At 61.4% G+C, this 22798-nt stretch carries 18 protein-coding genes and 1 tRNA gene; 14 read left to right on the forward strand and 5 right to left on the reverse strand.

Going from position 1 to position 22798, the window contains the following annotated elements; translation table 11 throughout:
• Positions 1-24: 24 nt before the first annotated feature.
• On the reverse strand, positions 25-2517 hold the full coding sequence (locus GSQ73_RS06565; RefSeq protein ID WP_158882250.1) for a prolyl oligopeptidase family serine peptidase: 2493 nt from the start codon (positions 2515-2517) through the stop codon (positions 25-27).
• A gap of 205 nt (positions 2518-2722) precedes the next feature.
• Here GSQ73_RS06565 and glnD point away from each other — a divergent pair, with 205 nt between their 5' ends.
• Both glnD and GSQ73_RS06575 read left to right on the forward strand, forming a co-directional pair.
• Complete coding sequence (gene glnD, locus GSQ73_RS06570) at positions 2723-5395, forward strand: [protein-PII] uridylyltransferase (RefSeq protein ID WP_158882252.1); 2673 nt, start codon at positions 2723-2725, stop codon at positions 5393-5395.
• A 57-nt stretch (positions 5396-5452) separates the two neighbouring features.
• Positions 5453-5902 (forward strand): CopD family protein, encoded by a 450-nt coding sequence (locus tag GSQ73_RS06575; RefSeq protein WP_158882254.1) that lies wholly within the window; start codon positions 5453-5455, stop codon positions 5900-5902.
• Positions 5903-5908: 6 nt separating this feature from the next.
• Here GSQ73_RS06575 and GSQ73_RS06580 read toward each other — a convergent pair whose 3' ends face one another.
• Positions 5909-6919: an NAD-dependent epimerase gene (locus GSQ73_RS06580; RefSeq protein ID WP_158882256.1), complete on the reverse strand. Its 1011-nt coding sequence runs from the start codon at positions 6917-6919 to the stop codon at positions 5909-5911.
• Between the two features lie 251 nt (positions 6920-7170).
• On the opposite strand from GSQ73_RS06580, the gene thrS reads away from it, so the two are divergent.
• The 9 genes from thrS to GSQ73_RS06625 all read left to right on the forward strand — a co-directional run bounded on the left by thrS (position 7171) and on the right by GSQ73_RS06625 (position 14869).
• Positions 7171-9072, forward strand: coding sequence for a threonine--tRNA ligase (gene thrS, locus GSQ73_RS06585; protein WP_158882258.1), 1902 nt, complete (start codon positions 7171-7173; stop codon positions 9070-9072).
• A gap of 29 nt (positions 9073-9101) precedes the next feature.
• Positions 9102-9644, forward strand: coding sequence for a translation initiation factor IF-3 (gene infC / locus GSQ73_RS06590; protein ID WP_158882493.1), 543 nt, complete (start codon positions 9102-9104; stop codon positions 9642-9644).
• Positions 9645-9870: 226 nt separating this feature from the next.
• On the forward strand, positions 9871-10068 hold the full coding sequence (gene rpmI / locus GSQ73_RS06595) for a 50S ribosomal protein L35 (RefSeq protein WP_077445148.1): 198 nt from the start codon (positions 9871-9873) through the stop codon (positions 10066-10068).
• Between the two features lie 16 nt (positions 10069-10084).
• Positions 10085-10444, forward strand: coding sequence for a 50S ribosomal protein L20 (gene rplT, locus GSQ73_RS06600; RefSeq protein ID WP_072757645.1), 360 nt, complete (start codon positions 10085-10087; stop codon positions 10442-10444).
• Positions 10445-10568: 124 nt separating this feature from the next.
• Entirely contained in the window at positions 10569-11564 is a 996-nt protein-coding gene (gene pheS / locus GSQ73_RS06605) for a phenylalanine--tRNA ligase subunit alpha (RefSeq protein ID WP_158882260.1), read from the forward strand.
• Positions 11565-11670: 106 nt separating this feature from the next.
• Positions 11671-14091: a phenylalanine--tRNA ligase subunit beta gene (gene pheT, locus GSQ73_RS06610; RefSeq protein WP_158882262.1), complete on the forward strand. Its 2421-nt coding sequence runs from the start codon at positions 11671-11673 to the stop codon at positions 14089-14091.
• Position 14092: 1 nt separating this feature from the next.
• Entirely contained in the window at positions 14093-14392 is a 300-nt protein-coding gene (gene ihfA / locus GSQ73_RS06615; protein WP_007804491.1) for an integration host factor subunit alpha, read from the forward strand.
• Positions 14373-14729 (forward strand): MerR family transcriptional regulator, encoded by a 357-nt coding sequence (locus tag GSQ73_RS06620; protein ID WP_158882264.1) that lies wholly within the window; start codon positions 14373-14375, stop codon positions 14727-14729. The genes ihfA and GSQ73_RS06620 overlap by 20 nt, the downstream gene beginning before the upstream one ends.
• Positions 14730-14792: 63 nt before the next feature.
• Positions 14793-14869, forward strand: a tRNA-Pro gene (locus GSQ73_RS06625).
• A 634-nt stretch (positions 14870-15503) separates the two neighbouring features.
• On the opposite strand, the gene serA is transcribed toward GSQ73_RS06625, so the two are convergent.
• Positions 15504-16736 (reverse strand): phosphoglycerate dehydrogenase, encoded by a 1233-nt coding sequence (gene serA, locus GSQ73_RS06630; protein ID WP_158882266.1) that lies wholly within the window; start codon positions 16734-16736, stop codon positions 15504-15506.
• Positions 16737-16857: 121 nt separating this feature from the next.
• Between serA and GSQ73_RS06635 the strand changes: the two genes are divergently transcribed.
• The 3 genes from GSQ73_RS06635 (at position 16858) to pip (ending at position 21634) form a co-directional block, all read left to right on the forward strand.
• A complete protein-coding gene (locus tag GSQ73_RS06635; protein WP_158882268.1) occupies positions 16858-18243 on the forward strand; it encodes an FAD-binding oxidoreductase in 1386 nt (461 codons plus the stop codon).
• 33 nt (positions 18244-18276) lie between these two features.
• Positions 18277-20574 carry a GH92 family glycosyl hydrolase gene (locus GSQ73_RS06640; RefSeq protein WP_158882270.1) on the forward strand — a complete coding sequence of 766 codons (2298 nt, stop codon included), beginning with the start codon at positions 18277-18279 and terminating at the stop codon, positions 20572-20574.
• A gap of 91 nt (positions 20575-20665) precedes the next feature.
• Complete coding sequence (gene pip / locus GSQ73_RS06645; protein ID WP_158882272.1) at positions 20666-21634, forward strand: prolyl aminopeptidase; 969 nt, start codon at positions 20666-20668, stop codon at positions 21632-21634.
• Here pip and upp read toward each other — a convergent pair.
• Together upp and GSQ73_RS06655 are read right to left on the reverse strand one after the other, a co-directional pair.
• Positions 21631-22275 carry a uracil phosphoribosyltransferase gene (gene upp / locus GSQ73_RS06650; protein ID WP_158882274.1) on the reverse strand — a complete coding sequence of 215 codons (645 nt, stop codon included), beginning with the start codon at positions 22273-22275 and terminating at the stop codon, positions 21631-21633. The two genes, pip and upp, sit on opposite strands and share 4 nt — an antisense overlap.
• 107 nt (positions 22276-22382) lie before the next feature.
• Complete coding sequence (locus GSQ73_RS06655; RefSeq protein WP_158882276.1) at positions 22383-22736, reverse strand: PsiF family protein; 354 nt, start codon at positions 22734-22736, stop codon at positions 22383-22385.
• Positions 22737-22798: the final 62 nt, after the last annotated feature.

A 22798-nucleotide genomic window follows, 5' to 3' on the forward strand; every position in this document is an offset into this window, starting at 1 on the left:
CGAAAGCGGCGCTTCTGCCAAGCCTCAGTGATTCGCAGATGCCGCTTTGAGCGGCGCCGCGTTTTTCACGTAGCGGTCGAACCAGTTCAGCATTTCGGCTACCACCTGTTCGTTGGATTCCAGCGCGGTATACCAATGCGGTTCGTGCGGCAGCATCACCAGGCGCGCGGTGCCGCCGTTGCCGCGGATCGCCTGAAAGAGCTTTTGCGACTGGATCGGTTCGGTGCCCGGGTTAGCGTCGTCCTCGCCGTGTACGAGCAGTAGCGGCAGCTTGATCTTGTCGGCGAAGAAGAACGGCGAAGCCTTGAGGTAGACATCGCGCGCCTGCCACACCGAGCGGCGCTCATTCTGGAAACCGAACGGCGTCAGCGTCTTGTTGTAGGAGCCGCTGGTTGCCACTCCGGCGCGAAATAGATCGGTATGGGCGATCAGGTTGGCGGTCATCAACGCGCCATGACTGTGACCGGTGACGCCGATGCGGTTGCGATCCACCACGCCAAGGTCCACGGCCTTGTCCACTGCCGCCTTGGCGTCAGCCGTCAACTGATCGAGGTAGGTGTCATAGGCGGTCTTGGGATCGCCGACGATCGGGAACGAAGCATCGTCGATGATCGCGTAGCCGGCCAGCAGCATCAGCCGGTAGTAGGGCAAGCGGGTGAAGGTCTGCTGCGAACCCGATACCTGGCCCGCTTGCGCGCTGCTGGCGAAGTCGGCCGGGTAGGCATACAAAACCGCCGGCACGCGCGTGCCTTCCTTGTAACCCGGCGGCGTGTAGAGCGTGAAGGAAAGATCCAGGCCGTCCGCACGCTTGTAGGTGACCAAACGCTTCTTGATCTGCCGCACCTCGGGTGTGGGATCGGCCACGCGGGTGAGCTGATGACCCGACGAGGTGTACTGCGCTTCACCTGCAACGGTGTCCGTCGTGTGGTCGCCCAGCACATGAACGAAAGCGTTTGGCGGGTCCATCACGGACTGGTGCCAAGTCAGGTATTTGCCCTGCTCGCCGGCAAAACCCAGAAACTGATCGTAGTCATCTACGCCGCTGCGGAACAGACGCTCGGCGGTGAGCGATCGCACATTCAGCCGATCGAGGAACGGACGATCCCCCTTGGTCGAGGCGCCATCGCCGTGAAGAAACACCGCGTCACCGTCCATGCGAACGACGCGCGCGCCATTGGGCAATACGCGCAGGACAAAATCGCCGGGATTCTTGTACAGCTCGTCACTGGACATGTCCCAAAGCACGCGGCCGGTATCGCCCGGCTTGTCAATGTCGACGATGCGCGTGGTCAGCCAGTGGCGGTTCTCATCGATCTCATAGAGAAAGGCGAGATCGGGCTTCGGACTCCACGCGTAACCGGCAAAACGCTGTTTGGTGCGGGCGATCTCGGTTGGTTTGGCAGTGAAGGGCGCCTTCAACATCATTACGCGATCGCGCGCGGGTACCTCGACGTTCCAGTCACCTTTGTCCAGAGCTTCGGACCAAACCAGGGTCGCCGGCTCGGTCGCGCGCCAGTCGAAATTGATCGGGCCTTCCGGCACGCCTTGCACCGGCACGCGATCGGCCAGCGGCAAGCTGGCGATGGGTGTGGACGTGTTCCGGCCGACATCGAGCACTGCCACATCGTGGGCGAAGCGCTGATAGGTCACTGCATGCGAATACGGCGGCTTGATCGCTTCGGTCAGCACATGGACGCCATCGGGCGCGCCGTTGACGTCGTTGTAGATCGCCGGTTTGCCGACATCGTGCACGGCGCCTGAGTCGGCCTCGACCAGCGCCAGCTGCGAAGTGCCGTAGTAAACGAAGCGCTGTTCGTCGAGCGCGCTGGTCAGCGTATCGCGCGCTTCATACGTGCTGCTTTCGCCCTTGCCGCCGAGTGATTCCTGGATATCCGGCCCGCTCGGCGCATTGCTGTCGGACGGTGGCGGCCCTTGATGCTCGGGGACGCGTTTCACCAGCAGCGACTTGCTGCCATCGAGCCATTGAACAGTGCTGCCGAAAATCTGATTCAGGGCGATGCCCGGCACTTTGCGCACGCGACCGGTGGCAGCGTCGCCAATCCACAGTTCAATCGAATCGGTCACCACGTTCTGAAACGCGAAATGTTGACCGTCGGGTGACCACAGCGCCATGCCCGGGCAAGCACCGGCCGGCAGCTGCACCCTTGTTTCCTTGCCGCTAGTGATGTCCACCAGAGTGAAATCATTCACGCAGGCAGGAATGCCGTAACCGCCGGTGGTGTCGTGACGGCTGCGGTTCTTCGGCTCCAGTCGCACGCCAGCCAGTTTCAGATAAGGCTGCGCCACGCGATCGATCGATGGATAGGTCTGGCTCGTCGTGAGCAACAGGTATTGGCCAGTCGGGTCCACGCTGGGCACCGGCGGAGGCGGTGCCTTCAGCACCTTCAGCAAGTTCGCCGGTGGAACGGCGTAGGCGGCGAACGCCGATGCACTCACCAGTGAAAATGCGGCGGCCGCGACGAAGGCCAACGAGTGGAAGTTTCGACGAAGCTGCATGTTGTTCCCCTTGCGTTCGATGTGGCTGGCGCGCACAGGCACCCGAAGCCATGCGTCGCCAAACTCTAGCAGTTGCGATCGGCGACGAACCGGGCCAGACGTCAGGTGACGACGCAGGCAGTCGAGCTGCGCATGTTGGCGATGGCCCCGGTATGCCGACGCTTCCATGCATGCAGCGCCACGATGGGTTGGGCCACAATGGGGTATGTCGATTCCGACCCAGCAAGCGGCGCAGTCTTCCGTGACCGCCAACTCCAGCCTTCCCTCGCTTCCACGTTTGCCGGTGGCGGTGCCGCGTTCCGGCGTGTCCACCGAGGCGCGCCGTGCGTTGCGGCAATTGCTGGGCGACGTGGATCGCTCGCTGGCCACGGCGTTCCGCGATGGTGTCGATGCCAGTGCGCTGGCACGGCGTCGCGGCGAATCGGTTGAACGCGTCGTGGCGCACGTGTGGATGGCCTGTCTGGGCGAGGTCACTGACACCACCCTGTTCGCGGTCGGCGGTTTTGGTCGCGGACTGTTGTTTCCGTATTCCGACGTCGATCTGCTCGCACTGGTGATCGCACCGCAGCCGCCGCGCCTGCGCGCGCTGGAACAGTTCTTCACCACGCTGTGGGACATCGGTCTGAAAGTCGGTCATGCCGTTCGCGATCCAGCGCAATGCCGGGCATTGGCTGCACAGGAAGCCAGCGTATTTACCAGCCTGCTGGATGCGCGTCGGCTGGCCGGTGATCCCGCGCTGGACGCGAGCCTGCGAGCCATCGTCGACGATCCGCAACTGTGGCCGCCACAGGCGTATCTCGCCGCACGCCTGGCCGAGCGTGATGCGCGCCACGCCCGCTACGACGACACCGCATATAACCTCGAACCCAATCTTAAGGACGGCCCCGGCGGATTGCGAACGCTCGACTCGCTGCGCTGGATCGGACGACGACTCGCGCACGCCAACGACCTGTCCGAGATGGTGGTGGAAGGCCTGCTCGATCCCGCCGAACAGGCCACGCTGGAGCAGTCCGAAGCCACGCTGCGGCGATATCGCTACGCGTTGCACCTGGAAGCTGGGCGACCGGAAGAGCGGCTTCTTTTCGATTACCAGCGCGCGCTCGCGGCGCGGCTGGGTTTCGAGGATGAACACGCAAAAAATCTCGGCGTCGAACAGTTCATGCAGGGCTACTACCGTGCCGCCAGCCAGGTCGAGCGGTTAGGCGTGCAGGTCGCCGAACGCTTCGAGGAAATGCTGGAACCGCTGAGTGGTGCCGAACCGGTAGGCGACGAATTTCTGCGCTATGGATCGCGTTTGGCTACGCGCGATCCGGAGCTTTTCATGCGGCGTCCGTCGGCGCTGGTGGAAATTTTCATGGCGCGTCTGGATCAGCCCGGCGTGCTGGGTTTTAGTGCCGACACCATGCGTCGCATGCATCAGGCCACGGCGGTGCACGGCGATGCACTGGCGGGAAATCCCGATGTGCTGGCGGCTTTTCTGCACCTGCTCCGGCGCGGCGCGCCGGCGGTGGAAGCACTGTGGCGGATGAATCGACACGGCCTGCTCGCGGCGATCCTGCCTGCGTTCGGCAAGGTGTTTGGTCGCATGCAATACGACCTGTTTCACGTCTATACCGTCGACGAACACACACTGCGCGTGCTGCGCAACATGGCGCGGTTCGCGGACCCATCGGCACAACGCGAATTTTCGCTCGGCTGCGAAATATGGCGCTCGCTGCCGACGCCGGAAATCATGCTGCTGGCAGCGTTGTTCCATGACATCGCCAAGGGGCGCGGCGGAGATCACTCGGTGCTTGGCGAAGAAGATGCGCGTGCATTCTGCACGCGCATTGGCTTGCCGCCGGCCGACATCGAGCGCGTGGCCTGGCTGGTGCGCTGGCACTTGCTGATGAGCACCACAGCACAGAGGCAGGACATCACCGATCCTGACGTGGTGCATCGTTTCGCTGAAGTCGTCGGTGATCGCGAACGACTCGGCCAGCTCTATTTGCTGACCATCGCGGACATCATTGGCACCAGTCCGCGTCTGTGGAATAGCTGGAAAGATCGCCTGCTCGCCGATCTCTACACCGCGACGCGCTACGCCTTGCGCAGCGATGTGGATCTGCCGCGGGATGCTGGCGTCCGCGTGCGCGAATGTTCCGAACACGCATTGGCATTGTTGATGAACGAAGGCTTCGCCGAAACCGACATAGTTCGCACCTGGGTCGATTTCCCGCAACTCAGTTTTCTACGTCACCGACCGGAACAGATCGCCTGGCAGACAGCTGCGATCCTCGAAGCCAAAGGTGCGGTGCCGCTGGTCGCGGTGCATCCGCTGTCGGTGCGCGGCAGTACCGAACTCTTTATCTACGCGCCCGATCGTGATGGCTTGTTTGCCACTGTGACCGCCGTGCTGGATCGGCTTCGTTTCTCGGTGATGGAATCGCGCGTGCTGAGTTCGCCGACCGCCATGGCGCTGGATACGTTCCTGTTGCTCGAAGCCGACACCCAATTGCCGGCCACCGCGCAGCGCGCCGATGAATTGCAGCTACGCCTGCAGCGCGCACTGACCCAGTCCACCGGCGTGCAGCCGAGTCGACGTGGCATGTCGCGCCATCAGAAACATTTCCAGATGGCGCCGCAAATCAGTTTCCACGCAGCGGGCGATCGCACGCAGCTCGCATTGATCGGCACCGATCGGCCCGGTCTGCTGGCAGCGGTAGCGCAGGTCATGCTCGATAAGGGCGTGCGCGTGCACGACGCGCGCATCGCGACATTCGGAGAACGCGTCGAGGATTTCTTTCAGCTGACCGATCGCAACGATCACGCGCTCGACGACGCGCAGAAAGAGCACTTGCTTCAGGCTTTGCTGGAACGGATGGGTTCGGGCGACTGACCGGCGAGACCGCGTTATCATCGCCGCGCTGCATCGGGCAGTGTTCGCGAGACGGCCATGGCTTACCTGCTGATCAAGACCCTGCACCTGTTGTTCGTCATCGCCTGGATGGCCGCGGTGTTTTACCTCCCGCGCATCCTGGTGAACATGGCCGAGACCGCGAATGAGCCGGTAGTGCAGGCGCGCCTGCAGCTGATGGGCCGGCGCTTGTACAAGTTCGGCCACGCGATGTTCGGCATGGCGTTGCTGTTCGGCGTGATGCTTTGGCAGGGCTGGCGCGTGTTTCCGTCGAGGATGCCCAACATGGTGGGTGGCATGCACTGGATCGACGCCAAACTCACGCTGGTGATCGTGTTGCTGGCGTACTACATCGTGTGCGGCCGCATGCTCAAGCGCGCCGCCGCAGGTATGGCGTTGCCGTCATCGCGCGCGTTGCGATGGCTCAACGAGTTACCCGTGTTGCTGTTGGTCGTGATCCTGTATCTGGTGATCGCCAAGCCGTTCTGAAAAAACTCAGCGCTTCGCCTGATATTCGCGATACCAGGCCACGAATTTTTCCACACCTTGTTCGATCGGCGTGTTGGGCGCGTAGCCCACGTCGCGGCGCAGCGCTGATACATCGGCCCATGTATCGGGAACGTCGCCGGGTTGCATCGGCAACAGGCGTTTCTCGACCGTGCGACCAAGGTTCTGTTCCATCAATTCGATGAATCGCAAGAGCTGCACCGGCTGATCATTGCCGATGTTGTAGACGCGATACGGCGCGTTCGATGTGCCGGCATCTGGCCGTTCCGCGTCGTAAACAGGATCAGGTTGCGCGGGATGATCGAGTGCGCGGATCACGCCTTCCACGATGTCGTCGATGTAGGTGAAATCACGGCTGTGGTTGCCGTGATTGAACACGTCGATCGGTTCGCCGCGACTGATGCGCTCGGCGAACAGCATCGGCGACATGTCCGGACGACCCCACGGACCATACACGGTGAAGAAGCGCAGACCTGTCGTCGGAAGGCCGTATAGATGGCTATACGTATGCGCCATCAATTCGTTCGCTTTCTTGCTGGCGGCGTACAAGCTGACCGGATGATCCACCGCGTCTTCGACCGCAAACGGCAGCTTGCGATTGGCGCCGTAGACGGAACTCGACGATGCGTAGACCAGATGTTCGACACCGCCGTGCCGACATGCTTCAAGGATGTTGACGAAACCGACCAGGTTGCTCTGCACATAGGCGCGCGGATTCTGCTGCGAATAACGCACGCCAGCCTGCGCGGCAAGATTCACCACGCGCTGCGGCCGAAATTCCGCAAACGAGCGATCGATGGCGTCCGCGTCGGCGAGGTCCGCACGTCTGTGCGTATAAGCCGGATGATCTGCAAACAACGCGAGCCGCGCTTCCTTTAGCGCCGGATCGTAATAACTGTTGTGATTATCGATACCGAAGACTTCGTCGCCGCGCGCAAGCAGGCGCTGCGCGAGTGCGGCGCCGATGAAGCCGGCCGTGCCGGTGACCAGAATGCGCATGGAATGTCCTCGGAATATCGCGCTCATTCTAGCGTTCAGCGTGAGCCGCAAGGCGCCGTGCGGGAGGATTGACAGCGGATTTGCGCTAAACTAGCGTTTCGACTTCACTGACATCGACGAAGGTGGCCCGCGCTTGCGCCGGCCGAGCGTGCGACATGGCAACTACCCGCTTCCAACGCTGATTACCCACCACGCCTCGTTTCCAGGAAAAGGGCGTTGCGCCCTTTTTTGCTTTCCAGAGATTGGATTTCATGATTCAGATCACGCTACCCGACGGCAGCAAGCGTCCGTTCGATCATCCCGTCACCGTGCAGGATGTGGCTGCCTCGATTGGCGCCGGCCTGGCCAAGGCGACCTTGGCCGGAAAGGTCGACGGCAAGTTGGTTGATGCCAGATTTTCCATCGATCACGACGCAAGCCTGCAGATCGTCACCGACAAGAGTCCGGAAGCGCTGGAGATTCTGCGCCACTCCACCGCGCATCTGATGGGGCAGGCCGTGCAACGCCTGTACCCGGGTGCGCAGGTCACGATCGGACCGGTGATCGACAACGGTTTCTTCTACGACTTCGCTTACGAACGACCGTTCACGCCGGACGATCTTCCGAAGATCGAAGCGGAAATGCAGAAGATCGCCGCCGAGCAATTGCCGGTAACGCGCAGCGTGAAATCACGCGATGAAGCGGTGGCGTTTTTCCGCGGGCTTGGCGAGAACTACAAGGCCGAGATCATCGAATCGATTCCCTCCGATGAGCCGCTGTCGCTTTATTCGCAAGGCGAGTTCACGGACCTGTGCCGCGGTCCGCATGTGCCCGATACGGGCAAGCTGCGCGCGTTCAAGTTGATGAAAGTGGCCGGCGCGTATTGGCGCGGCGATTCCAATAACGCGATGCTGACGCGCATTTACGGCACGGCGTGGTTGAGCGACAAGGATCTGAAGGCTCACCTGCATCAGCTGGAGGAAGCGGAGAAACGCGACCACCGCAAGATCGGCAAGCAGCTTGACCTGTTCCATCAGCAGGAAGAAAGCCCGGGCATGGTGTTCTGGCATCCGAACGGCTGGGCGATCTGGCAGGCAGTCGAGCAGTACATGCGCGGCGTCTACAAGCGGAGCGGCTATCAGGAAGTGCGTTGCCCGATGGTGTTGGACGTGTCGCTGTGGAAAAAATCCGGACACTGGGACAACTACGCCGAGAACATGTTCTTCACCGAATCGGAGAAGCACACCTACGCGCTGAAGCCGATGAACTGCCCGGGTCATGTGCAGGTTTTCAACACGGGCCTGCACAGCTACCGCGAGCTGCCGATTCGCTACGGCGAGTTCGGCGGCTGTCATCGCAATGAACCATCCGGCGCGCTGCACGGCATCATGCGCGTGCGTGCATTCACCCAGGACGACGGCCACATCTTCTGCACGCCCGATCAGGTCGAGGCCGAGGTCACGGCCTTCCATCTGCAGGCGATGAAGGTCTATTCGGACTTCGGCTTTACGGACCTGGCGATCAAGCTGGCCTTGCGGCCGGACAAGCGCATCGGCTCCGATGAATTCTGGGATCGTACCGAGGAAATGCTGCGTAGGGCGCTGCGTGCCGCCGGCGTGGAATGGGAAGAGTTGCCGGGCGAGGGTGCGTTCTACGCACCCAAGATCGAATACCACCTCAAGGACTCGATCGGCCGCGCCTGGCAAGTCGGTACCATGCAGGTCGACTTCATGATGCCCGAGCGGCTCGACGCCGAATATGTCGACGAACACTCGCAGAAAAAGCATCCTGTGATGCTGCATCGGGCGATCGTGGGCTCCATGGAGCGCTTCATCGGCATCCTGATCGAGCACCACGCCGGGCTGCTGCCGACATGGCTCGCCCCGGTACAGGCAGTGGCCTTCAATATCACCGATGCGCAAGCCGACTACGTCCGTGAAGTGACGCAAACCCTTGTCGATAAAGGTTTCCGGGTACAGTCCGATTTGCGCAACGAGAAGGTCGGCTATAAAATCCGCGAACATACGATGCAGAAAGTGCCGTATCTTCTGGTGGTCGGCGACCGCGAAAAAGAGACCGGCACTGTTTCCGTGCGTACCCGTTCCGGCGAAGATCTGGGCAGCATGTCGCTGACCGATTTCGTCGAACGACTGGAGACCGACACCCGGCGCTGAGCGCCGACCGGTCTGACTTATTCAATCTTCTGGAGGATCGTGGTATCGCTACCACCGACAACAAGGGCAATCGTCGTAACCTGGAAATCCGTGTGCCGCGGGTGCGTGTGATCGGTGCCGAAGCAGAGCAGCTCGGTGTCATGACCCGTGACGAGGCACTGGCGCTGGCGCAGGAAGCCGGCATGGATCTGGTCGAGATCCAGCCCAACGGCGATCCGCCGGTGTGCCGCATCATGGATTACGGCAAGTTCAAGTTTGAAGCACAGAAGAAGGCCCAGGCGGCCAAGAAAAAGCAGAAGCAGGTCGAGATCAAGGAAGTGAAGTTCCGCCCCGTCACTGACGTGGGCGACTACCAGATCAAGCTGCGCAACATGCTTCGGTTTCTGGAAGAGGGCGACAAAGTCAAGGTCACTATTCGCTTCCGCGGTCGCGAGATGTCCCATCAGGACCTCGGCCAGAACCTGGCCAAGAAGATCCAGGAAGACGTCGGCGAGAATGGCCAGATCGAATCCTTCCCGAGGCTGGAAGGCCGACAGATGGTCATGATGATCGGCCCGAAGAAAAAACAGTAAGCGAATGACGGCGACCTTGCGGGTCGCCGTTTTCATTTCAGCATCGGATCAGCTCGCGCCCATCTGGCGCCGCTCCGTATTAGTCCGTATAATCTCCGGTTCGACCCGCAGGAAGGGTCGTGAACCGGTCATGGCAGGACGGAAAGTGTGGAGCGATTCCTTCGGGATGAAACCACCGCCAGATCAGTCAGAAACGGGGCTCAAGCCCCATGCAGGGATCATCACAATGCCCAAGATCAAGACCAACCGGGCGGCGGCGAAGCGTTTTCGCAAGACCGCGTCGGGCAAAATCAAGTGCGGCCACGCCTTCAAGTCACACATCCTGACCAAGAAGTCGACCAAGCGTAAGCGTGGTCTGCGTGCTCCGAATCATCTGAAAGCGTGCGACACCAAAGGTGTAGCGCGCATGTTGCCGTACTTGTAAGACGAGGAGATAAACCATGGCTCGTGTAAAGCGTGGCGTTACCGCCCGTCGTCGTCACAAGAAAGTTATCGGCCGCGCAAAGGGTTATTACAACGCCCGACGCAAAGTCTTCCGCGTTGCCAACCAGGCCGTCATCAAGGCCGGTCAATATGCGTATATCGGTCGCAAGCAGCGCAAGCGTCAGTTCCGCGCGTTGTGGATCGTCCGCATCAACGCAGCGGCACGCATGTTCGGTTTGTCATACAGCCGCCTGATCAATGGCCTGAGCAAGGCCGGTATCACGGTGGACCGCAAGGTGCTGGCCGACATCGCCGTGCACGACATCAAGGCGTTTGAAGTGATCGCCGAAAAAGCGAAGGCCAGTCTGGCCGCTTGATCGTCGGGTGCCTCGGCACCAGCGCGATATGATGTAAAGCAAGCGGGGAGAAGGCCATAGCCTTCTCCCCGTTTTCGTTTCCGGGGAATCAAACCCATTCATCTGCAACACCGGAGTCGCATCAATGGACGACCTGGACAGCCGCGCCACGCAGGCACTGGCCGATATCGACAAGGCGGACACACTCGAGACACTCGATGCCTTGCGCGTCGGCTTGCTCGGCAAGAGCGGCATCGTAACTGCGGAGCTGAAGTCTCTGGGCGCGCTCGCGCCTGACGAGCGCAAGACACGCGGCGCCGAGGTCAACCGGGTCAAGGATCGTCTCGCCGACGCACTCGCCGCACGCAAGCAGTCGCTGGAACAGGCGGAGCTCGATCGTCGGCTGGCTTCCGAAAAACTCGACATCAGTTTGCCGGGTCGCGACGGCGAACGCGGCGGAATTCATCCGATCACGCGCGCGCTGGAACGCATCGCTTCGATCTTTGCGCGGCTTGGTTACCAGCGTGCCGACGGCCCGGAGATCGAGGACGATTGGCACAATTTCGAGGCGCTGAATTTCCCGCCGCATCATCCCGCGCGCGCGATGCATGACACGTTCTACTTCGGCGATGGTCGCCTGCTTCGCACACATACCTCGCCGGTTCAGATCCGCGAGATGAAAGGGCGCCAGCCGCCAATCCGCATCATCGCGCCGGGCAAGGTTTACCGCAGCGATTCGGACCAGACGCACTCGCCGATGTTCCACCAGATCGAAGGCCTGCTGGTCGATGAAACGTCCAGCTTCGCGGATTTGAAGGGTACGCTGGCGGAACTCATTCGCACGTTCTTCGAGCGCGATTTCGAAATGCGTTTCCGCCCCAGCTATTTCCCCTTCACCGAGCCGTCTGCCGAAGTGGACATCCGTTGGGATGCCGAAGACGGCTCGACTCGCTGGCTCGAGGTACTCGGTTGCGGCATGGTGCATCCGCAGGTGCTTCGCAATTGCGGCATCGATCCGGAACGCTATACCGGCTTCGCCTTCGGCCTCGGGGTGGAACGTTTCGCCATGCTGCGCTATGGCGTTTCCGATCTGCGTGCGTTCTTCGAGAACGATCTGCGCTTCCTGAAGCAATTCGCTTGAACGGGATCTGGAAACCGGGAATCGAAAGTCGAAAACGCGGTAACAGCATCGCGCTTTTTGCTTTTCTCATTCTTCGTTTCCGTTTCCCCATTCACGGACTCCCATCATGAAATTCTCCGAGAACTGGCTGCGCGAACTGGTCGAGGTCAACGCCGACCGCGCGGCATTGGCCCATGCGTTGACCATGGCTGGCCTGGAAGTGGAAGAACTTACCCCTCTGGGTGAAGGCCTTGATGGCGTGGTGGTCGCGCAGATCGTCGCTGCCGAAAAACATCCCGAGGCCGATCGTCTGCAAGTGTGCAAGGTGGATGCGGGCAACGGCGAGATATTGCAGATCGTCTGCGGTGCGCCGAATGCGCGCGTGGGGATCAAGGTGCCGCTGGCGAAAGTCGGGGCGAATCTTCCAGGTGGCGTGGCGATCAAGGCGGCGAAGCTGCGTGGCGTGGAATCGTTCGGCATGCTTTGTTCGGCGAAGGAGCTGGGTCTCGATGCCGATGCGTCGGGTTTGCTGGAGCTTCCATCCGAAGCCACAGTCGGTCAGTCGCTGGCCGAATACCTCCATTTGCCGGATGCAAGTTTCGAACTGAAGCTCACGCCGAATCGCCCGGATTGTCTCGGCCTCGTCGGCCTCGCGCACGATGTCGCAGCGCTGTTCGGCAGCGCAGTTAAAGTGCCCGCGCAAAACACCGCTTCGGTGACCAGCGATGCGCGTCGCGGCATCCGACTGGAAGCAGGCAAGGATGCGCCGCGTTATCTCGGTCGCGTCATCGAAGGTATCGATCCGGGCGCGCGCGCACCGCTTTGGATGGCTGAACGCCTGCGCCGCGCCGGTCTGCGCTCGATCAGCGCAGTGGTAGACGTCACCAGTTACGTCATGCTGGAACTCGGCCAACCGATGCATGCGTTTGACAACGACGTGTTGCAGGGCGACGTGGTCGTGCGTCATGCGACCGCTGGCGAAGCGCTGAAGCTTCTCGACGGCAGCGAGGCGAAGCTCGATAGTTCCTTCGTGCTGATTGCCGACGAGCACAAGGCGTTGGCCGTCGCAGGCGTGATGGGCGGTTTCGATTCGCGCGTCACCGATGCCACGCGAAATATTTTCCTGGAGTCCGCACACTTCGCGCCGGCCGCGATCATGGGCCGCGCGCGCAAGTTGGGCATGCATACCGATGCTTCGCATCGTTTCGAGCGTGGCGTTGATCCCGAACTCCCGCTGCGTGCGCTGGAGCGCGCCACCGAATTGCTGCTGTCCATCGCGGGCGGCAGTGCCGGGCACGTACTTGTCGCGGAGAATCTCGCCGATCTCCCGATACCCAGCGCGGTCATGCTTCGTCGCGACCGTCTGCGCCGCGTGCTCGGCGTCGGCGTCGCGGATACCGAGGTCGTTCGTATTTTCACCGCGCTTGGCATGCACATCACGCCAGCCGATGGTGGATGGGAAGTCACTGCGCCGAGCAGTCGCTTCGATATCGAGCGCGAAGAGGATCTGATCGAGGAAGTGGCGCGCATCTTCGGCTACGACAACATTCCCACGCATACGCCGGCCGGCGCGCTGACGCTGGCCGTCGAGCCCGAAGCGCGCATCGGTGAACTGGCCTTGCGCGAGCAGCTGGCGGCGCGCGGTTACTACGAGGCGGTCAACCTGTCTTTCGTTTCGGCCGAGTTGCTGACGCGCTGGCATTTCAATGAAAACCTGGTGCCGTTGGCGAATCCGCTGTCGGCGGATCTTGCAGTCATGCGCCCGTCGTTGCTTCCGGGTTTGATCGAGGCCCTGCGTCATAACCGTGCACGCCAGCAGGATCGCGTGAGGCTTTTCGAGGTGGCACGCGTGTTCCAACAGTGCGCCTCGCAGCGCAAAGACCCGGGGACTTCTCAACAAGCGGGCGATCCGCCGGTGGAAACACCCAGCCTCGCCATCGTCGCCTGCGGCAGTGCTCGCGCCGAACAGTGGGGCGAAGCATCGCGTCCGCTGGACTTTCACGATGTCAAGGGCGACCTTGATGCGCTAATCGCTTGGGGTGGCGAACCGCAGCGCTGGTCCGTCCACGACAACGACTTGCCTGACTGGCTTCATCCCGGTCGCGCGGCACGTGTTGCGCGTGACGGCAAGACCGTGGGGTATCTCGGTGCGCTGCATCCGCAACTGGCAAAGGTGTTGGACTTGGGCACAGACGTCCATGTTCTCGAACTCGCGCTCGAACCCTTGCTGGCGCGTCGCCTGCCGCAGGCGCAGACGGTTCCGCGATTCCCTGCCGTGCGTCGCGACATCGCCGTGGATCTACCCGAAGACGTGAGCTGGTCACGGATCGAACAGACGATTCGTGAAACGCTTGGCGAGCGCCTGAGTGCGCTGAGACTGTTCGATCGCTATAGCGGGAGAGGGGTCGAACTAGGCCGAAAAAGCCTCGCTATGGGCTTGATTTTGCAGGACGCTTCACGCACGCTTACAGACGACGACGCGGATCGCTGCGTACGCGAAGCGATCGCTGCGTTGGAGCAAACATGCAAGGCAAAGTTGCGAGGCTGAGATGGCGCTGACCAAGGCGGAAATGGCCGAGCGGCTTTTCCTCGACGTAGGGCTCAACAAGCGTGAGGCGAAGGAATTCGTGGACGCCTACTTCGAGGTGGTTCGCGGAGCGCTGGAAAACGGGGAGCAGGTGAAGCTTTCGGGCTTCGGCAATTTCGATCTTCGCCTGAAGAATCAGCGACCGGGGCGTAACCCGAAAACCGGTGAGGAGATTCCGATCTCCGCACGGCGCGTGGTGACGTTCCGACCAGGACAAAAACTCAAGGTAAGAGTCGAGGGATATGCTGGATCAAGGGAATAACACCGAACTGCCGGCGATCCCGGCCAAGCGCTACTTCACCATCGGTGAAGTGGGCGAGCTGTGCGGTGTGAAGCCCCACGTGTTGCGGTACTGGGAGCAGGAATTTCCCGCTCTCAATCCGGTCAAGCGTCGCGGCAACCGTCGTTATTACCAGCGCCACGATGTGCTGATGATTCGCCAGATTCGTTCGCTGCTCTACGACGAAGGTTTCACCATCACCGGCGCGCGCGCGCGTCTCGAAGGTCCGCAGGCCCGGATGGAAGCGAGCATCTCGCACCAGATCGTGCGTCAGGTGCGGATGGAACTGGAAGAAGTTCTCGGCCTGTTGCGCCGCTGAAGTTGCGTCGACAGCTTCCGGCAAGAGTGCCGTAGCTGTTAGACTTCTCGTCTTGCCGATCGTCGGGGCGTAGCGCAGCCTGGTAGCGCATCTGCCTGGGGGGCAGAGGGTCGTGGGTTCGAATCCCGCCGCCCCGACCAATTCGGCTCGATAGCAGAAGGCGGTATGCGAAGGGGGATGCTATGGACGACACAAATACGACTGTGGACCCCGCTCGAGAACGTCGACGTTTGCGAGCGTCAGCGGGAAGCATGCAGCGAAAACAGCAGACTGCCGTTACAGGATTCGCGGCTGGATTGGGTTTGGCTTCGCTGACGGATCACTACACGGATTTTCCATACGCTGTGCGTGTTGGTATGTATGCGGTTGCTCTCGTCATATTCATATTGTTGGCGTTGCCATTTTTGCGGTCGTTATGCCCCAAATGCAAAGGCCGCTACCATTCGATATCGAGCTTGTATCGCCATCCCGATAAAGCGCCGCCCTGCAAGTCTTGTGGCTTCGATATCAATAAACATATTTCAATGTATTAATCGGTATTCGTGAATGGATTTCCAAGGCAGCATCGTGGCTTCAATGAATGTCACGACTGGAAGTTGAGCGCGTTCATCCAAGTCCCGTGCCAGCGAGGCGATGATGCGAAACGACATACCACCACGCACTGGCCAGTTCGTATTCGATTTGCTCAAGTGCACACGCACCGACTACTTCCGCGCGAGCGAAGGCGTCAGTAGGGAACTCCGCCGCAGAAACACACCAGCAGCTACCACGTGCTCAATACAGCACGCGAGTGCGAAGCGTGCCGGGAATTGACGCCAGTGCGTCCTTCAATGCTGCGGCCTGAAGTTCGTTCGTCGACACATCGATCACGACATATCCGACTTCGCTGTCGGTCTGCAGGAACTGCGCGTCGATGTTGATGTTGCCGGCGGAGAACAAATCGTTGATGCGCGCGAGGATGCCCGGCATGTTGCGATGGATGTGCAACAGGCGGCGACTGTTCGGATGTTCCGGCAGCGTGACTTCTGGAAAGTTGACCGCCGACAAGGTGGAACCGTTGTCGCTGTAGCGAATCAGCTTGCTGGCGACTTCGATGCCGATGTTGTCCTGCGCTTCCAGCGTGCTGCCGCCAATGTGTGGCGTCAGGATCACGTTGTCCATGCCGAGCAACGGCGAGATGAACGCGTCGTCGTTGCCCTTGGGTTCGACCGGGAACACGTCGACGGCGGCGCCCGCGATATGGCCTTTCTTCAACGCGTCGGCGAGCGCGTCGATATCCACGACGGTGCCGCGCGAGGCATTGATCAACATCGCGCCGCTGCGCATCTTCGCAAGCTGCTCTGCGCGGATCATCATCTGCGTGGCGGGCGTTTCCGGTACGTGCAACGTCACCACGTCCGCACGCTCGAGCAGCTCGTCCAGGCCGGAGACGGCACGCGCGTTGCCGAGCGACAGCTTGGTTTCGATGTCGTGGAAAATCACCCGCATGCCGAGGCTTTCCGCCAGCACGCCAACCTGCGTGCCGATGTGGCCGTAGCCGACGATGCCTAGCACCTTGTCGCGTGTCTCGTAACTGCCCTCGGCGGATTTGGTCCAGCCGCCGCGATGGCACAAGGCGTTTTTCTGCGGGATGCCACGCAGCAACATGATCGCTTCGGCGATCACCAGTTCCGCAACACTGCGCGTGTTGGAGTAGGGCGCGTTGAACACCGGCACGCCCATCTTTCGCGCTGCGCTCAGATCGACCTGATTGGTGCCGATGCAGAAGCAGCCGATCGCGATCAGCCGCTTGGCTTGTGCCAATACATCGTCGCTAAGTTGCGTGCGCGAACGGATGCCGACGATGTGCGCATCGGCGATGCGCTGCTTGAGCTCCGCTTCCGGCAGCGACTTCGCATGCAGTTCGACATGGCTGTAGCCTGCACGGCGCAAGCTTTCGACCGCGCTCGCGCTGACACCTTCCAGCAGCAGCACCTTGATGTCTTGACGGGGAAATGACGTTTGCATGCGGCGACCCGGACGAAAGAAGGTTCTTACTATGCCAGAGCCGGGCAGCGATTTGCCGCGACGCAACACTGGACGCGATCCGGTGCGGCTGGCAGGCTGTAAAGATTCCAGGAGCCCAAGCATGTCCGACGCGCGACTCGCCGATCTCGCCCAACGTTTGCCCGATCTGCGGCTTCTCACCGATGCCGCGGATAGGGAGCATTACGGCCGCGACTGGACGCGCCGCTGGACGCCGGCGCCGCTGGCGATCGCGTTGCCTTCGAGCATTGATGAAGTGCAGGCGATCGTGCGCTGGGCCAATAAACACCGCGTCGCGATCGTGCCGTCCGGTGGGCGCACCGGTTTGTCTGGTGGCGCGGTGGCTGCCGATGGCGAGCTCGTGTTGAGCCTTGAACGCATGAATCGCGTGCTCGATTTCAACCCGATCGATCGCACGCTGGTCGTGCAGCCGGGCATCGTGCTGCAGCACGTGCACGATGCGGCCAAGTCGCATGGGTTGATTTATCCGCTCGACTTCGCTGCGCGCGGCTCATGCTCGATCGGCGGCAACATCGCCACCAACGCCGGCGGCATTCGCGTGATCCGTTACGGCAATACGCGCGAATGGATCGCCGGTCTGAAAGTGGTTGCCGGCAACGGTGAATTGCTCGAACTCAATCGCGGCCTGATCAAGAATTCCAGCGGCTACGATTTCCGTCAGTTGATGATTGGCTCGGAAGGCACACTGGGCATCGTGGTGGAAGCGACATTGCGACTCACCGATCCGCCGCCACCTTCGCAGGTGATGTTGCTCGCATTGCCGGACATGGACGCATTGATGAAAGTGTTTGGCCTGTTTCGCGCGCGGCTATCGTTGCAGGCCTTCGAGTTCTTCACCGACTTGGCCTTGAAGCACGTGCTCTTACATGGTGCGCAGCGTGCGCTGGACGGCGATCATCCTTACTACGTGGTGACGGAATTCGATGCGCCGGACGGGTCGGCCCAAGATGCCGCGCTTGCCGCATTCGAACAGGCGCTGGAGCAAGGCTGGGTCACTGACGGCGTGATCGCGCAGAGTGAAGCACAGGCCGCAGCGTTGTGGCGCTTGCGCGAAGGCATCACCGAAAGCCTCGCGCCACGCCAGCCGTACAAGAACGACGTGTCGGTGCGCATCAGCGCGGTGCCCGCCTTCCTGCACGAGATGCAGGCGCTGCTGACGCACGAGTATCCGCGCATCGAAGTGATCTGGTTCGGCCACATCGGCGACGGTAATCTGCACATCAACGTGCTGCGACCGGATGATCTTGATGAAGCAAGTTTCATTGCACAGTGCGAACACGTAACCAAACTTCTCGCTGCCACGCTGAAGAATCACGGCGGCAGCATCTCGGCTGAGCACGGTATCGGTCTGGTCAAGCGGGCATATCTCGAAAGTACACGCGGCGCGGCGGAAATCGCCTTGATGCGAGGCGTGCGACAGGTCTTCGATCCGCTCGGTCTGATGAATCCCGGAAAGCTGTTCCAATAGAACGAATACCTTGATCAGGAACGGCGAATCGCGATGGAAACGACTCACACACGCTTGCGGAAATTCCTGTTCTGTCAGTGGCGCAACATCGCCGCGCTGGCGATCATCGGGGCATTGGCATGCGCGAATGTCCAGGCCCGTTCAGACGTAGCCACGCCGACCACGCCGGTGGACTGGGTCAACACGTTCATCGGCACCGGCGGTGGTGGCGTCGAATACGGCGGCACCATGCCATTGGTCACTACGCCGTTCGGCATGACCAACTGGACCGCGCAGACGCGGCAGAATCGCATCAGTGTCAGTTCGTACGCGTACGAGGACACCTATATCCAGGGATTCATCGGCACGCATCAGCCGGCGATCTGGATGGGCGATTACGGCTACGTCACGCTGATGCCGGAGATCGGTTCGCTCAACTACGCGCCCGAGGCACGCCGGCTCGCATTCACCCACAACAATGAAACCAGCACGCCCTACTACTACGCGGTGACGATGGGCGCCGGGTCCGCGCACCGCATCGTCGCGGACATGACGGCGACGGATCATGCGGGCTACCTGCGCTTCACGTATCCGAAAAATGCGAAGGCGGGCGTACTGATCGAAGCGACGCGTCCGGGCATCAAGGGTTTCGTCAGCATCGACAGCGCCAGGCACGAAGTCAGCGGCTACAACCCCGATCGCATGGACGCCAATCTCGGTCCGTTGAAGTTGCCGAATTTCAAGGGTTACTTCGTCGTGCGCTTCAAGCAGTCCTTCTCGGCGAAGACAGTGTACGAAGGCGTGCTGCAATGGCCTGGCAAGAACGAGGTTGACGGCATCAACGTCGGCGCATTCGTGTCGTTCGACACATCGAGAGCCACCACCGTGGAGGCACAAGTCGGCACGTCGTTCATCAGCATCGAGCAGGCGCGCGCGAATCTCGATGCGGAAATGCCGAACTGGAACTTCGATGCCACGCGTGACGCACTGAAAGCGACGTGGAATGCGAAGCTCGGCATCGCTTCGCTGCAGGGCGCCAGCGACGACCAGCGCCGCATGTTCTACACCGGCCTTTACCACGCGCTGCTCTATCCGAAACTTTTCTCCGAACACGGCCGCTACTACAGCGCGTTCGACGACAAGGTGCACAACGGCACGTCGTACACCGCGTATTCGATCTGGGACACTTTTCGCGCGGAGAACAGCCTGCTCACGCTGTTCGCGCCGGAACGCATCGACGGCATGGTGCAGGCCTTGCTACAGGATTACGTCGAAGGTGGCTGGATGCCGAAGTGGCCTGACCCTTCGTACACCAACATCATGATCGGCACGCACGCCGATTCGCTGGTGGCTGAGGCCATCGACAAGGGCTTCAGAGGTTTCGATCTCGCGCTCGCGTACAAGGCGGTTTACAAGGACGCAATGACGCCGCCGGATGGCGACACCACGCGCCGCTGGTTCGATCGCGAACCGTACACGCCGTACGAAGCGCGCGCGGGCCTGACGTACATGAAAAATCTCGGCTATATCCCGGCGGACAAAGTCTCCGAATCGGCATCGAGCACGCAGGAAGAGTCGTACGACGACTTCGCCGTCGCGCAGGTAGCGAAGGCCGTGGGCAAATCCGAAGACCACGCGTTTTTCCTGAAGCGCTCGCTGTCCTACCGGAATCTTTTCAATCCGGCACGCGGTTTCATGCAGGCGAAAAACGCCGATGGTCATTGGGCATCGCCGGACGAAGGCTGGACCGAAGGCGACCAATGGGTTTATCTGTTCGCCGCGTTGCACGACATTCCCGGCGTCGTGAAATTGCTTGGTGGACGCGCGCCGGCCTCCGCGAAACTCGACGCGCATTTCGATGGTGGCCACAACCGCCACGACAATGAACCGAGTCATCACTACGCCTATCTCTACGACTACACCGGCGAGCCGTGGAAAACCCAGGCGCGCGTCCGCATGATCGCGCACGACGCTTATTCGAACACGCCCAACGGCGTGCTCGGCAACGAGGATTGCGGCCAGATGTCAGCCTGGTATCTGTTTACCGCGATGGGTTTCTATCCGGTCAATCCGGCGTCTGGCGATTACCTGATCGGCAGTCCGCTCTTCGCGCGCGTCACGTTGAACCTGCCGAACGGCAAGACCTTCGTGGTCTCTTCGCCCGGAAATTCGGCAACCAACATCTACATCCAGTCGGCGCGATTGAACGGCAAGCCGCTGGACGTTCCTGTCGTCAGCTACGCGCAAATCGAGGCCGGCGGCCAACTCGATTTCGTGATGGGGCCGAAGCCTTCGCGCTGGGGCGCGAACTGGCACCCGCTACCGCTCGACGAAATGCCGACGCAACACTGACAAACGCGCGCGACTCACGGGTTGCGCGCGCGGGTTTGCTATCCTCGGCCGCTTTGGCGCGGGTCGTCGCGCGCAGCAACGAGGAGCATTCATGCAAGTCACCGAACGTCGCAAGCTGTATCCGGAAATCGAACCGTACGCGACCGGCCGTCTGCAGGTTTCGCCGCTGCATCAGCTGTATTTCGAGGAATGCGGAAACCCGCAGGGCAAGCCGGTGGTGTTCCTGCACGGCGGTCCGGGCGGCGGCAGCAACGCGCGTTGCCGGCAGTTCTTCGATCCGGCGATCTATCGCATCGTGCTGTTCGACCAGCGCGGATGTGGTCGCTCCACGCCGCACGCCGAACTGACCGACAACACCACTTGGGATTTGGTCGCGGATATCGAACGCCTGCGCGAGCATCTGGCGATCGATCGCTGGCAGGTGTTCGGCGGTTCGTGGGGTTCCACGTTGGCGCTCGCCTATGCGCAGACGCATCCGGACAAGGTCAGCGAACTGGTGTTGCGCGGCATCTTCATGCTGCGTCGTTCCGAGCTGGAATGGTTCTACCAGAAAGGCTGCGACGCGCTGTATCCCGACGCGTGGGAAACCTATCTCAACGCGATTCCCGAAGTGGAGCGCGGCGACTTGATGAGCGCCTATCACCGTCGCCTGACCAGCACCGACCACAAGACGCGCATCGACGCCGCGCGCGCATGGTCGGTGTGGGAAGGCGCGACCAGTTTCCTGTGGCAGGACACCGCGCACATCGCGTCCAGCGGTGAGGACGAATTCGCGCTGGCGTTCGCGCGCATCGAATGCCACTACTTCGTCAACGGCGGCTTCTTCGAACACGACGACCAGTTGCTGCGCAACGTCGAGCGAATCCGCAACATTCCGACGGTGATCGTGCAGGGTCGTTACGACGTGGTGTGCCCGATGCGCAGCGCGTGGGATCTGCACCGCGCATGGCCCGAGGCCGAGCTGAAAATCGTCCAGGACGCGGGCCATTCCGGCTTCGAGCCGGGCATCCTCGATCAACTCATCAAGGCGACCGATCGCTTCGGCCAGCGCGCGCGTTAGTCGGTCGCAGGCAGCTGCTTGGTGCCGAAGATCTTGTCGCCGGCATCGCCGAGGCCGGGCAGGATGTAGCCGTGCTCGTTGAGGCGATCGTCGATGGTGGCGGTGTAGATCTCGATGTCCGGATGCGCCGCTTCGATGCGTGCCAACCCTTCGGGCGCGGCGACCAGAAACAATCCCTTGATGCGTTTGCAGCCGGCGGCTTTCAGCATGTCGACCGCGGCGATCAGTGTGCCGGCGGTGGCCAGCATCGGGTCGACGATCAGCGCGATGCGCTCGTCCATGCGGCCGCTGAGTTTTTCGTAATAGGCGACCGGTTGCAGCGTGTGTTCGTCGCGCTGCACGCCGACCACGCTGACCTTGGCCGACGGAATCATGTCGAGCACGCCGGGCAGCATGCCGAGGCCCGCGCGCAGGATCGGCACGATGGTGATCTTCTTCCCCTTGATGCGATGCACTTGCAGCGGGCCGGCCCAGCCGTCGATCTGCTCCTCGACGGTTTCCAGATCCTTGGTGGCTTCATAAGTGAGAAGCGCGGCGACTTCGGAGGCGAGCTCGCGGAATTCCTTGGTGCTGATGCCTGCGCGGCGCATCAGGCCAAGCTTGTGGCGGATCAGCGGATGGCGAACTTCGACGACTTTCATGGGGACTGTTTTCGTGAGCGACATGAGCGTCGCGATCGTCCCGAAGCTTAGCGAAGCGGCCCTGCGCATGCACGGAACCGTGCGTGCGCAGGGCTGCGTTGGTGCGATTACGGCGTGGCGGCGGCACCTTTCAGGCAGCCGCTCATGTACGTCTTGCGATCGGCGCCCTTGAGCGCCTTGGTCTTGGCGTCGGCGTTGCAGCTCTTCATCTTTTCCTGCTGGGTCTGCTTGACCGGTGCCGCGGCGGCGGCGCTTTCGCCCTTCAGGCAGCCGCTCATGAAGGTCTTGCGGTCATCGCCTTTCTTGCCGGTTGCCTGCTTGTTGCAGTCGACCATGCGCTGTTGCTGGGCAGTGCGCGCCTTGGCGGGAGCAGCGGTGCCAGCCTGCGGCGCGGCGGCGAAAGCGGTGCCGGCAACGGCGAATGCGGCGCTGATGGCAAGCACACGTAGAGACATCGACATCGGTAAGTCCTCCCTTGGATGACCGGCAGATGCCGGCCGCGCAAGTCTATGCTCGCCGGGCT

Origin of the sequence: Rhodanobacter sp. L36 (genome assembly GCF_009765755.1) — a bacterium.
GTDB lineage: Bacteria > Pseudomonadota > Gammaproteobacteria > Xanthomonadales > Rhodanobacteraceae > Rhodanobacter.